Origin of the sequence: Streptomyces sp. NPDC091282 (genome assembly GCF_044757385.1) — a bacterium.
GTDB classification, from domain to species: Bacteria; Actinomycetota; Actinomycetes; order Streptomycetales; family Streptomycetaceae; genus Streptomyces; species Streptomyces gramineus.
Map to the genome: position 1 here is coordinate 1 of NZ_JBIVUX010000007.1, position 12,835 is coordinate 12,835.

At 72.3% G+C, this 12,835-nt stretch carries 9 protein-coding genes and 1 rRNA gene; 6 read left to right on the top strand and 4 right to left on the bottom strand.

Going from position 1 to position 12,835, the window contains the following annotated elements; all coding sequences use genetic code 11:
* A 16S ribosomal RNA gene (locus ACIQOE_RS29540) occupies positions 1-290 on the bottom strand; the annotation flags it as partial.
* Between the two features lie 572 nt (positions 291-862).
* Here ACIQOE_RS29540 and ACIQOE_RS29545 point away from each other — a divergent pair.
* Positions 863-1,312, top strand: coding sequence for a PTS glucose transporter subunit IIA (locus ACIQOE_RS29545; RefSeq protein ID WP_351319917.1), 450 nt, complete (start codon positions 863-865; stop codon positions 1,310-1,312).
* A 96-nt stretch (positions 1,313-1,408) separates the two neighbouring features.
* Entirely contained in the window at positions 1,409-3,079 is a 1,671-nt protein-coding gene (gene ptsP / locus ACIQOE_RS29550) for a phosphoenolpyruvate--protein phosphotransferase (protein ID WP_365573781.1), read from the top strand.
* 69 nt (positions 3,080-3,148) lie between these two features.
* On the opposite strand, the gene ACIQOE_RS29555 is transcribed toward ptsP, so the two are convergent.
* Entirely contained in the window at positions 3,149-4,042 is an 894-nt protein-coding gene (locus ACIQOE_RS29555) for a hypothetical protein (protein WP_351319921.1), read from the bottom strand.
* Positions 4,043-4,138: 96 nt separating this feature from the next.
* On the bottom strand, positions 4,139-6,106 hold the full coding sequence (locus ACIQOE_RS29560) for an acetoacetate--CoA ligase (protein ID WP_401414753.1): 1,968 nt from the start codon (positions 6,104-6,106) through the stop codon (positions 4,139-4,141).
* Between the two features lie 212 nt (positions 6,107-6,318).
* Here ACIQOE_RS29560 and ACIQOE_RS29565 point away from each other — a divergent pair, with 212 nt between their 5' ends.
* Entirely contained in the window at positions 6,319-8,679 is a 2,361-nt protein-coding gene (locus tag ACIQOE_RS29565) for a glycoside hydrolase family 31 protein (RefSeq protein ID WP_365558355.1), read from the top strand.
* Between the two features lie 10 nt (positions 8,680-8,689).
* On the opposite strand, the gene ACIQOE_RS29570 is transcribed toward ACIQOE_RS29565, so the two are convergent.
* Entirely contained in the window at positions 8,690-9,223 is a 534-nt protein-coding gene (locus ACIQOE_RS29570) for an NUDIX domain-containing protein (RefSeq protein ID WP_401414755.1), read from the bottom strand.
* A gap of 171 nt (positions 9,224-9,394) precedes the next feature.
* Between ACIQOE_RS29570 and ACIQOE_RS29575 the strand changes: the two genes are divergently transcribed.
* From ACIQOE_RS29575 to ACIQOE_RS29585, 3 genes are all read left to right on the top strand, one after another.
* On the top strand, positions 9,395-9,841 hold the full coding sequence (locus ACIQOE_RS29575) for a zinc ribbon domain-containing protein (protein WP_362178593.1): 447 nt from the start codon (positions 9,395-9,397) through the stop codon (positions 9,839-9,841).
* On the top strand, positions 9,838-11,028 hold the full coding sequence (locus ACIQOE_RS29580) for a lipid-transfer protein (RefSeq protein ID WP_401414757.1): 1,191 nt from the start codon (positions 9,838-9,840) through the stop codon (positions 11,026-11,028). The genes ACIQOE_RS29575 and ACIQOE_RS29580 overlap by 4 nt, the downstream gene beginning before the upstream one ends.
* Before the next feature lie 112 nt (positions 11,029-11,140).
* Positions 11,141-12,784: a GGDEF domain-containing protein gene (locus ACIQOE_RS29585; protein ID WP_365573766.1), complete on the top strand. Its 1,644-nt coding sequence runs from the start codon at positions 11,141-11,143 to the stop codon at positions 12,782-12,784.
* The last annotated feature ends 51 nt before the right edge of the window (positions 12,785-12,835 follow it).

The following is a 12,835-nucleotide window of genomic DNA, read 5'->3' on the forward strand; positions in this document are numbered from 1 at the left end:
TCAGGCCGGCTACCCGTCGTCGCCTTGGTGAGCCACTACCTCACCAACAAGCTGATAGGCCGCGGGCTCATCCTTCACCGCCGGAGCTTTTAACCGCAGACCATGCGATCCGCAGTGTTATCCGGTATTAGACCCCGTTTCCAGGGCTTGTCCCAGAGTGAAGGGCAGATTGCCCACGTGTTACTCACCCGTTCGCCACTAATCCCCACCGAAGTGGTTCATCGTTCGACTTGCATGTGTTAAGCACGCCGCCAGCGTTCGTCCTGAGCCAGGATCAAACTCTCCGTGAATGTTTACTCGGCCAGTAAATTAATACCGCCGGTGACACATCACGAGAGCGGAACCACCGGAGGAATAGTCCGATGGTTCACAGCGTCCTCGCTGTGTTTTTTCAAAGGAACCTCGTCCCAACCGAAGATTCGGCCGGAGACGGGGTAATCAACATATCTGGCGTTGACTTTTGGCACGCTGTTGAGTTCTCAAGGAACGGTCGCTTCCTTTGTACTCACCCTCTCGGGCTTTCCTCCGGGCTTCCCTTCGGTGTTCCAAACTCTATCAGTGTTTTTCCGGCCCTCTGACCACCTTCCCGAAGACATGCGGAAGATGACCCCGAGTTGGGATCTGACGAATTTGGTTTCTGCCGAGTGAGGACGCTTTGACTGCGCGCCGCTCGGTCTCAAGCAGGGGTACGACTGTACACGGGGCCTCGGAGCCCATGCAAATCCATTAGGCTGGTGGTCTAGACCACTAGGTGGTAGCTTCCATGCGGAACCGCCACTTCATCTGACATACGCTGCTGCTCAGTGCCGTCCGGAACAAGCGGTGACGGCCCCTGAGCAGCGCCATCTCCGGGAGGCTTCCCATGACCACCGTGACGTCCCCTCTGGCTGGACGCGCCATCGGACTGGCCGCCGTGCCGGACCCGGTCTTCTCCGGGGCCATGGTCGGCCCCGGCACAGCGATCGACCCCGCGCGCGAACCCTCGGAGGTCGTGGCGCCCGTCGACGGTGTCATCGTCTCCCTGCACCCGCACGCCTTCGTCGTCGTCGACGAGAGCGGTCACGGAGTCCTCACCCACCTCGGCATCGACACGGTGCAGCTCAACGGCCAGGGCTTCGAGCTTCTCGTCAACAAGGGCGACACCGTGACCCGCGGCCAGGGCGTCATCCGGTGGAACCCGGCCGAGGTCGAGGCCGCCGGCAAGTCCCCGGTGTGCCCCGTCGTCGCGCTGGAGGCCACGGCCGACTCCCTCTCCCACGTCCGTGAGGACGGGGACGTGAAGTCCGGCGACAGCCTCTTCGTCTGGAGCTGACGGCCCCGACGCCGTCCCGTCGTCCGCCGAGGACGGCGGCGACCACGAAAACCACCGCGGCGGCGGGACCCGCCGCACTTATCGGAGACGGGTGAGATGGAGACAACGCTGCGAGGCGTCGGCGTGAGCCACGGTGTGGCGATCGGCGAGGTTCGGCACATGGGAACGGCGGTGCTGGAGCCGCCTGCCAAGCAGATCCCGGCGGAGGAGGCGGCGCGGGAGCCCGCGCGGGCCCGGCAGGCCGTGGAGGCGGTGGCCGCCGATCTCATGGCGCGCGGCAACCTGGCGGGCGGTGAGGCCCAGGCGGTGCTCGAGGCGCAGGCCATGATGGCCCAGGACCCGGAGCTGATGGCCGACGTGGAGCGCCGGATCGCCGTCGGCAGCACCGCCGAGCGCGCGGTGTACGACGCGTTCGCCGCGTACCGCGAACTGCTGGCCGGAGCCGGTGAGTACCTGGCCGGCCGCGTGGCCGACCTGGACGACGTGCGGAATCGTATCGTCGCCCGGCTCCTCGGGGTTCCGATGCCGGGCGTCCCGGACAGCGACGAGCCCTACGTGCTGGTCGCGCGGGACCTGGCGCCGGCCGACACCGCTCTGCTCGACCCGACCCTGGTGCTCGGCTTCGTGACCGAGGAGGGCGGGCCGACCAGCCACAGCGCGATCCTCGCGCGGGCGCTCGGTGTGCCGGCCGTGGTGGCGCTGCCCGGTGCCGGTGAGCTCGTCGAGGGCACCGTCGTCGCCGTGGACGGCAGCACCGGCGACATCTTCGTGAACCCGAGTGCGGAGAAGAAGGCGGAGCTGGAGGCCGCGGCCGCCGAGCGCAAGGCGGCGCTGACCGCCTCGACCGGTCCGGGTGTCACCGCGGACGGGCACAAGGTGCCGTTGCTGGCCAACGTGGGCGGACCGGCGGATGTGCCGGCGGCCGTGGCGGCCGGTGCCGAGGGTGTGGGCCTGTTCCGTACCGAGTTCCTGTTCCTGGACGACAGCAAGAACGCGCCGTCCGAGGAGAAGCAGGTCGAGGCCTACCGCCAGGTGCTGGAGGCGTTCCCGGAGGGCCGGGTCGTCGTGCGGGTGCTGGACGCGGGTGCGGACAAGCCCCTGGACTTCCTGACGCCGGCCGACGAGCCCAACCCGGCGCTGGGCGTGCGCGGTCTGCGGACGCTCCTTGACCACCCCGACGTGCTGCGCACGCAGCTGACCGCGCTGGCGAAGGCGGCCGAGGGGCTGCCCGTCCACCTCGAGGTCATGGCGCCCATGGTGGCGGACCGCACCGACGCCAAGGCGTTCGCGGACGCCTGCCGTGCGGCGGGGCTGCGGGCCAAGTTCGGCGCGATGGTGGAGATTCCGTCGGCCGCGCTGCGGGCGCGCTCGATCCTCCAGGAGGTCGAGTTCCTGTCGCTGGGCACGAACGACCTGGCGCAGTACACGTTCGCCGCGGACCGCCAGGTCGGTGCGGTGTCCCGGCTGCAGGACCCGTGGCAGCCCGCGCTGCTCGACCTGGTCGCGCTGTCCGCCGAGGCGGCGAAGGCCGAGGCCAGGAGCTGTGGTGTCTGCGGTGAGGCCGCGGCCGATCCGCTGCTGGCGTGTGTGCTGACGGGTCTGGGTGTCACCTCCTTGTCCATGGGTGCGGCGTCGATCCCCTACGTGCGCTCGACGCTGGCCAAGTACACGCTCGCCCAGTGCGAGCGGGCCGCTTCGGCCGCGCGGGCCGCCGACAGCGCGGACGAGGCGCGCGCGGCGGCTCAGGCGGTGCTGTCCGGCGAGTAGCCGGGCGCGGCCCTGGCCGGCTGTCCCCCGGGGGCGCTCCACCTGCGGGTGGGGCGCCCCCGTTGCGTGTCAGTGGTGGTGGCCCGGTGCCGCGTCCTGGTCGCCGAGGTCGGGCGGGGTGCAGTAGTCGACGCCGGATTCCGGGGAGATGAGGTCGCCGGATTCGATGTCGGTGCAGTAGGCGTCGAAGACCTCGGCCGCGGTGAGCGGGGTGAGGCGGTCGCCGCGCAGGCGCCAGCCGCAGACGCGGTCGGCGGTGCCGGGGGCGCTGGTGCGCATGACGAGGCCGCCGGGGCTGCGGGTGGCCAGGCCGAGCGCGAGGACGCTGGTGAATTCGAGGACCTCGGCTTCGTCGAGCCGGGTGGTGCCCTCGGTGTCACGGTCGGCGTGCAGGACGGTGATCAGGGTTTCGGGTTCTCCGGAGACGCTGCACACGAGGTGCCGGTCGCCCGGTGGGGCCGCGTCGAGGATGCGGGTCAGGAGGTGGGAGGCGCGGGTGAACGAGGCGCGTCCGATGTCCTCGCCGCAGGTGGGGCAGGGGCCGAGGCGGGCCAGCAGGGTGCTGGCGTACTCCCAGGTGGCCTGGCGTACCGCTTCGTCGACGAGGACGGGGACGAGGTCGGTGAGGGGGCGGCCGTCGTAGGGGACGGTGGCGCCGGTGGCCGCGAGTTCGGCGGTGAAGCGGGTGCGGGCCGCGGGGTTGTCCGGGTCGAGTCCGGTGTCCGTGCAGAACGCGGCGAATTCCTCGGGGTCGAAGAGGGCGAGGGTGGTGTGGGTGCCTTCCGCGGCGCGGGTCCTGAGGAGGGCTTCGATCTGTCCCAGGTAGGTGGGGTGGTCGTCGAAGGTGAAGGTGCGGTAGCGCCGCATGGCGCGGAAGTCGTGTTCGTCGGTCAGCAGGCCGATGGTGCCGGCGATCTCGCGGCGCAGGACGCGTCGCACGGCCCGGTGGTCGGTGCGTGCCATGATTCCCCCTGTGAGCGGTCGATCAATGCTCACTCACCGTAACCGTCGCCACTGACAGTGCGGCCCGCACGCCGGTCGTGCGGGCCGCCGGGCGGGTCAGGCCCGTTTGCGGGCCAGGTCCTCGTAGAAGCTCAGCAGGTCGAGGTTGTCGATGGAGCCGGGGTTGACGGCCTTCTCCAGCGGGGCGCCCTGGAGGAGGCGTTTGACCGGGACCTCGATGCGTTTGCCGGTGAGGGTGTGCGGGACGCCGGGGACCTCGATGATCTCGTCGGGGACGTGGCGTGGTGAGAGCTGTTCGCGGATGGCCTGCTTGACGCGGTTGAGCAGGGCCTCGTCGAGTGCGGCGCCCGGTGCCAGGTGGACGAACAGGGGCATCCAGTAGCCGCCGTCGGGCTGTTCGACGCCGATGACGAGGGATTCCTTGATCTCGGGCAGGCGCTCGACGACCTCGTAGATGTCGGCCGATCCCATCCGGACGCCCTGGCGGTTGAGCGTGGAGTCGGAGCGGCCGTGGATGATCACCGAGCCGCGGGAGGTGACGGTGATCCAGTCGCCGTGCCGCCACACGCCGGGATACATGTCGAAGTAGCTGTCGTGGTAGCGGCTGCCGTCGGGGTCGTTCCAGAAGCGGATCGGCATCGAGGGCATGGGGTTGGTGACGACCAGTTCGCCGACCTCGTCGATGACGGGGTCGCCGTTCGGGTCCCAGGCCTGGAGGTCGGTCCCGAGGCCGGGTGCCTGGAGTTCGCCGGTGTGGACCGGGAGGGTGGGGACGGCGCCGGCGAAGCAGGAGCACACGTCGGTGCCGCCGCTGACGGAGGCGATCCACAGGTCCTCGCCCACCTCGTCGTGGAGCCAGCGGAAGCCGTCCGGGGGCAGCGGCGAGCCGGTGGTGGCGACGCACCGCACGCGGGACAGGTCGAAGTCGCGGGCGGGGTGCACGCCGGCCTTGCGGCAGGCCATGACGTAGGCGGCGGAGGTGCCGTACAGGGTGGCTCCGGTGCGTTCGGCGACCCGCCACTGGGCGCCGGTGTCGGGGTATCCGGGGCTGCCGTCGTACAGGACGATCGTGGTGCCGGTGAGGAGGCCGGAGACGAGGAAGTTCCACATCATCCAGCCGGTCGAGGTGTACCAGAAGAAGCGGTCCCCGGGGCCCAGGTCGCAGTGCAGGCCGAGCTGTTTGAGGTGTTCGACCAGGATGCCGCCCTGGGACTGGACGATGGCCTTGGGCAGGCCGGTGGTGCCGGAGGAGTACAGCACCCACAGCGGGTGGTCGAAGGGGACCTGTGCGAACTCCGGCTCGGTGTCGGCGGAGGTCAGGGCCGACCACTCCAGGGCGCCCTCGGGTGCGGCGGTGCCGAGCAGCGGGATGTGGACGACGGCGCGCAGCGTGGGCAGTTCGCGCCGGAGTTCGGCGACGATCTCTCGGCGGTCGTGTTCCTTGCCGCCGTAGCGGTAGCCGTCGACGGTGAACAGGACGACCGGTTCGACCTGCTGGAAGCGGTCCAGGACGCTGCGGGCGCCGAAGTCGGGTGCGCAGGAGGTCCAGACGGCGCCCACGGCGGCGGTGGCGAGGAGGGCGGTCACGGCCTGCGGGATGTTCGGGAGGTAGCCGCTGACGCGGTCGCCGGGGCCGACACCAAGGGCGCGGAGTTCGGCGGCCAGGGAGCCCACCTGGCGGCGCAGTTCGGACCAGGTGACCGGGAGCGGTTCGTGGGTCTCGTCGACGTACAGCAGCGCGGGTTCGTCCGCGCGGGTGGCGGCGGCGCGCAGGGCGTGCTCGGCGTAGTTCAGTGCCGCGCCGGGGAACCACTGGGCGCCGGGCATCGCGCGGTCGCCGAGCACGCGCGCGTAGGGCGTGGCGAACCGGACGTCGAACCATTCCGTCACGGCCTTCCAGAACGTGTCCAGATGGTCGACGGACCAGCGGTGCAGGGCCGGGTACCCGCCGTCGGCGGGGGCTCCGTGGCGTTCCGCCGCCCAGGCCTGGAACCTGGTGACGTGCGCCTGGGCGATCCGTTGCGGATCGGGCTGCCAGAGCGGCTGGGGGTTCGCGGTCGACATGGGGCGGCTCCCGGGCTTCTGCGCTGGTGTGCGTCGGGCGCGCACGGGCTGGGGTGTGCGCGTACGCGGCTGACAGGGACGATGCCATGTGATCGACTTCTGCACCAGGGTGCGCTCCACATGGTCCGTGTCGTGAAGATGTGGCCCCGGCACGGGTGAACGGCAGTTGAACGGCACGCACGTGGGGAGCGCTGAGTGGCAGGGTGAGCAGCATGGACGGTCGTGACCTGGTGCGTTCGGTGAGTGTGGTCGGTTCGAGGAAGGCAGCTCAGGGGTTGCGTACCGTACGGGCGGCATGGCGCAGGAGGCGCATCGACGCCGCGGGGCTGCCCGCGCGGGGGGTCGAGCGTGCACGGGTGCCGGGTCCGGTGCGGGAGGCGGTGCCGGGTCCCGGTGGCGGTGTGATCCGCTTCAGCCGGTCCGAGCTGCGGATCACGGTGGCCGTGAACGGCGCGGTCTTCTGGGGCTGGGACGGGGCCGGTCCCGAGCCGTCGTACGCGCTCGCGGGCCGCTGTCCCGAGCCGGATCCGCGGGCGGTCCTGGAACCGGACACGGACGGCGGCTGGCGGGTGGTGGCGGAGCGGGTCAAGATCAGCGTCTCGCGGTACGGCGCGGTGGAGGTGTGCACGCCAGGTGGTGTGATGCTCCGGCGGGATCTGCCGCCCCGCTGGTGGGAGCCGGTGGACGGCGGACCCGCGCGGTGGGTGCAGCGGTCGGAGGTGGCCGCGGACGCCCGGTTCTTCGGTCTCGGCGGGCGGGCTTCCGGGCCGCGGCTGCGGGATGGCACGTACCGGCTGTGGAACACCGATCCCGGGCGTGCCTTCGGGCCCGGTGACGATCCGCTGTACGTGACGATGCCGGTGCAGCTGGTGGTGGCGGACGCGGCGGCGCACCTGGTGTTCCACGACACCTCGTGGGACGGCTCGGTGACGCTCAGGGAGGGCGAGGAGGGTGCCGGCTCCGGTCATGACCGGAATGGGCGGTGCGAGGTGCGGATGGAGGGCGGTCCGCTGCGCTGCTGGGTGATGGCGGGCACGCCCGCGCGCGTGCTGCACACCTGGGCCTCGCTGACCGGGGCGCCCGCGCTGCCGCCGGCGTGGGCGCTGGGCCATCACCACGCGCGCTGGGGGTTCGGGGGCGAGCAGGAGGTCCGGCGGATCGTCGGCGGCTACCAGGAGCGCGGTCTGCCGCTGGACGCCGTCCATCTGGACATCGACCACTTCGACGCCCATCAGGTGTTCACCGTCGACCAGGAGAACTTCCCGAAGCTGCCGACGCTGGCGGAGGAGTTGCGGCGGGACGGGATCCGGCTGGTGTCGATCGTCGATCCGGCGGTGAAGGCCGCGCCGGGAAACGCCGTGTACGACAGCGGGACGGGGGTCGACGCCTTCGTGCGGGATCCGTCGGGGCGGCTGGTGGAGGGCGTGGTGTGGCCGGGCGAGGCGGTGTATCCCGATTTCACGCACGCGCGCGTGCGCAAGTGGTGGGGCGGGTTGTACGAGGAGCGGCTCGCGCAGGGCTTCGCCGGGTTCTGGCACGACATGAACGAGCCGACGTCGTTCACCGCCTTCGGCGAGTCCACGCTGCCCCGTGCGTCACGGCACGCTCTGGAGGGGCGCGGCGGCGACCATCGCGAGGCGCACAACGTGTACGCGCTGTGCATGGCGCGCGCGGCCTACGAGGGGCTGCGGGAACTGGCGCCCGCTGAGCGGCCGTTCCTGTTCTCCCGGTCCGGCTGGGCCGGTGTGCAGCGGTACGGGGGCACCTGGTCCGGTGATGTGGCCACCGGCTGGCCCGGGCTGCGGGCGTCCCTGTCGCTGGTGCTGGGGCTCGGGTTGTGCGGGGTGCCGTACTCGGGGCCGGACGTGGGCGGTTTCGACGGGAGTCCGTCGCCCGAGCTGTTCCTGCGCTGGTTCCAGCTGGGCGCGTACCTGCCGCTGTTCCGTACGCACGCGAGCATCCGGGCGGGGCGCAGGGAGCCGTGGGAGTTCGGGGCCGAGGTGCTGGAGCACGCGCGCGTGGCGCTTGTGGAGCGGCGGCGTCTGCTGCCGTACTTCGTGACGCTGGCGCACCTGGCCCGGCGGACCGGCGCGCCCTATGTGCGTCCGCTGTGGTGGGGTGCGCCCGAGGACCGGGCGCTGCGGGACTGCGAGGACGCGTTCCTGCTGGGCGACGGGCTGCTGGTGGCTCCGGTGCTGGATCCGGGCGCCGACCGGCGTGCGGTGCAGCTGCCGCGCGGGCGCTGGTACGACACGCTGACGGAACGGGTCTACGAGGGGCCGGGGCAGGTCCTGGTGGACGCCCCGCTGTCGCGGATCCCGGTGCTCGCGCGCGCGGGTGCCGTCCTTCCGGTGCGGGAGGAGGACGGCGGTGTGGGACTGGAGGTGTGGGCGCCCGCCCGGGGCAGGACCGGGGGCGGGCTGTTCGTGCCGGACGCGGGCGACGGCTGGGACGAGCCGGAGGTCGAGCGTTTCGTCGCCCGCTGGGAGGGCCGGCGGGTGGTGGTGAGACGTGAGGGGGACGACGGGGTGAGCGCGCCGCCGTACCCGGTGCGCGTCCGGGGGCTGGGGTGAGCCGGAGGGCTCAGTAGCGGCCCTCGAACCACGCGCGTACGGCCACGCTGTGCAGCGGGAAGGCGAGTTCCTCGGGCCTGCGCAGCAGGTGCCAGCCCTCGGTCTCGTCCGTCGCGTCGGACGGCGGGAGGCCTTCGGCGGGACGTTCCGGGAGGAGGCCGAAGAGCAGCAGGTGCCCGTCGGGTGAGCTCATGGCGTCGACGAGCCGTACGTCGCGTACGGCCGCGTCGATGCCGGTCTCCTCCTTGAGTTCGCGTACGACGGCGTGCCGCCAGTCCTCGCGGTCGTCGACGTACCCGCCGGGCAGGGCCGTGCCTCCGCGTGCGGGGGCGACGGTCCGGATGATGACGACCAGGGCGGTGCCCTTCGTGTCGTACACGGGCTGGAGGGCGATCGCCACCGGCAGCGGGTTGCGGTAGGCGACGTGGCCGCAGGCCGGGCAGGTGCGCGGCCAGCCGGAGACTCCTGCTCCGTAGGGCGCTCCGCAGCTCGAACAATGCGAGTCCGGAGCGGAGTTGGCGGTTGGGTGCTGATTTTCGGACACGCGCGGACTTTATCCGATCACGGGGGTGACGTCTCACGGTCACGGGAACGCCTCGTTCCGGAAGTGAACCGACGTCTGTGGCGGGCACGGACCGGGGGCGCGGCCTGTCCGCGTGCGGCGGCCCGTGGCACACTTCTGACGTTCCGTCAGATCTGGTGTCCTGGAGGAGCTTTGTCGCGTACACGCACGCCTGCGGTCGAGGGCTGGTTCACGGGCGAGGGGGACGGGTTCCGGCTCCTGGGCACCCGGTGCGCGGCCTGCGCCTCGGTCTTCTTCCCGCGCGAGGACGCCCACTGCCGCAATCCCGGATGCGGCGGCGGCGACCTGCTGGAGGTCCCGCTCTCCCGGCGCGGGCGGATCTGGTCGTACACCGACAGCCGCTACCGCCCGCCGTCACCCTATGTGAGCGACCCGGAACTTCCGTGGGAGCCGTACGCGTTGATCGCGGTGGAGCTGGAGTCCGAGCGGATCGTGGTGCTCGGACAGGCGGTTCCCGGGATCACCGTCGCCGATCTGGCGGTGGGCATGGAGGTCGAGGTCGTCCCCGGAGTGCTCGGCGAGGACTCCGGGACGCTCTGGACGACCTGGCACTGGCGGCCGACGGGGGTGGCGGCGTGACGGCGGACGTGGCGGTGCTCGGCGCGGGCCTGCACCCCTGGGGCAAGTGGGGGCGAGGTTTCGTCGAGTACGGGACGGCGGCGGCCCGCGCCGCCCTGGCGGACGCGGGTCTCCAGTGGCGGGACATCGGCTCCGTCGTGGGCGCGGACACGGTGCGCGGCGGGTATCCCGGCTATGTCGCGGGCGCGACCTTCGCCAAGGCGCTGGGCTGGCAGGGCGCGCGCGTCGCGAGCGTGTACGCGGCGTGCGCGTCCGGGGCGCAGGCGATCGCCGCGGCGCGGGCGCAGATCCTGGCGGGCCTCGCCGACGTGGTGCTCGTGGTGGGCGCGGACGCGGCGCCCAAGGGCTTCTTCCGGCCGGCCGGCGGGGACCGCCCGGAGGATCCCGACTGGCTGCGCTTCCGGCTGCTCGGGGCGACCAACCCCACCTACTTCGGGCTGTACGCGCGCCGGCGGATGGCGCTCTTCGGTGACACCCTGGAGGACTTCGCGCTGGTCAAGGTGAAGAACGCAGCCCTCGGCGCCCTGAATCCGTACGCCCGCTACCGCGAGCGGGTCACCGCCGAGCAGGTGGCGGCCTCGCAGGTGGTCGCCGACCCGCTGCGGCTGCTGGACATCTGCGCGACCTCCGACGGCGGGGCCGCGCTGGTGCTGTCCAGCCTGGAGTATGCGCGTCGGCACGGCGCCGCCGATTCGGTGCGGATCCGCGCGGTGTCCACGGTCACCCCGCGCTACCCGAACACGGTCCTGGACCTCCCCGACATCGCCACGGACTCCGCGGCCGCCGTCGAGCCCCCGGCTCAGTCCTTCCGCGCGTCGATCGCGCGGGCCGCCTACGAGGAGGCGGGCATCGGCCCCGAGGACCTCTCCCTGGCGGAGGTGTACGACCTGTCCACCGCGCTGGAGCTGCAGTGGTACGAGGACCTGGGCCTGTGCCCGGAGGGCGAGGCCGCCAAGCTGCTGCGCGAGGGCGCCACGGCCCCGGGCGGCCGGACACCCGTCAACTCCAGCGGCGGGCTCGCCTCCTTCGGGGAGGCGGTGCCGGCCCAGGCGATCGCCCAGGTCTGCGAGCTGACCTGGCAGCTGAGGGACGCGGCGGGCGACCGCCAGGTGGTCGGCGCGCGCGTGGGGATCACGGCCAATCAGGGGCTGTTCGGCCATGGCTCGTCCGTGATAGCGGTGCGCTGACGGGACGGGTGTGACAGCGGGGTCCGCGCACCCTGCGTGATCACCCCGGAATGATGCGTGAACGTCTTATGAACTGGCCCTGGGCGTACGCCGATGGCGTCATCATGCTCCCGTGCGCTCATGGACGGATGCTCTCCGTTTCGCCTTCCAGCCGGTGGTCAATCTGACCACCGGCGGGATCGCCGCACTGGAGATCCTGGCCCGCCCCGAGACCGGTGACGTCCTCGCCGAAGCCCGCCGCGACCCCGAACTCGACGGCAGGCTCGCCGTGCTGGCCCTGCGCGCCGCGGCCCGCCAGGAAGCCCTGCTGCCGCTGCACATCAACGTGTTCGCCGCCACCCTCGCCGACCTGGGCGGCATCGGCCCGCTGCCCCGAGCCGTCCAGGAGGCCGGCCGGATGCCCTGGGAGGTGACCCTGGACATCGTGCCGCCGTACACGCACGTGCCGCACCGGGCCCTGCTGGAGGCCGTGGCGACACTGCGCGGCCAGGGCTTCCGGATCAGCGCCGACGGCATCGGCGACGGGGACGTGCCGCTGCGGCTGCTCACCGACCTCTCCCCCGACCTGGTCAAGCTGGACGCCTCGCTGCTCGGCCGGACGGCCGCGGTGCGGGCGATGCGGACCCTGTGCGAGGAACTGGGCGCCCTGCTGGCCGTCGAGGGCGTGGAGACCGAGGGCCAGTACGGCGCGGCGCTGTCGGCCGGGGCCCAGCTGGGCCAGGGCGAGCTGTTCGCGCCGCCGGCCCGGATCCCGGTGGCGGACGTGTACGTGCCGCCGCGTTCGGCCGCCGCCGCTCCCCCGCCGCGCTCCGGGCCGTCCGTGCGGGAGTTCGTCCGGCCGGCCGCCCTGCTGCCCGTCACCGCGTCCGCCCTGCAGGTGCGGGCGCTGCTGACCGGCTCCCCCGAGGTCTCCGGCGTCCTCCTGGTGGACCGGACGGGCGCGCCGGTCCGCTCGGTGCACCGGTCCCGCTTCCTGCTGTCGATGTCCGGCCGGTACGGGCACGCCCTGTACGCCGACCGCCCGGCCCTCAAGCTGGGCGACGCTCCGCGCACGGTCGGCGTCGACGCGACCGCGTGGGAGGTCCTGGACGTGGTGGCCGTCGGCGGCCGGGACCGCACCTCGGACGACGTGGCGGTGGTCGACCGCAGCGGGCGCTGCGTGGGCGTCGTACGCCTCGCCGACCTGGTGCGCGCCCTCGCGGAGACCCGGGTCGAGGAGGCGGCCGGGCTCAATCCGCTGACCCGGCTGCCCGGTTCGGACGCGATCACCGGTGAGACGGACCGGTGGATCGCCGAGGGCCGGGTCTTCGCCCTGAGCTGGCTGGACATCGACCACTTCAAGCAGGTGAACGACGGCGCCGGGTTCGCCGCGGGCGACGAGCTGATCCGTGCGGTGGGCCAGGCGCTGCAGCGGGCCGCGGCCGGGCACGCGCGCGTGGGGCACATCGGCGGGGACGACTTCCTGGTGCTCGCCGACGAGGAGGGGCTGGGCCGGCTGGTGACCGACGTGCTGGACGCGCCCTGGTCGGCGGGCGGCCGTCCCGTCACGCTGTCCCTGGCCACCGTCGTGTGCGGTCCCGGCGGTGTGGCCGACCACCGGGAGGCGGCCGCGTCCCTCGCGCCCCTGAAGAAGGCGGCGAAGGCGTTGCAGGGCGCGAGTTGGGTGCTGGGGCGGGCGGGGCTGCCCGGACACGAGATCCGGCGCGGCTCGGGCGCGTATCCGGCCCAGGCCGGCTGTGCGACGGCGGAGCCGTGAGAGACGTCTTCGGCGAGTCGCCCGTCATCATTGCCGTCCGCGACCTTGACG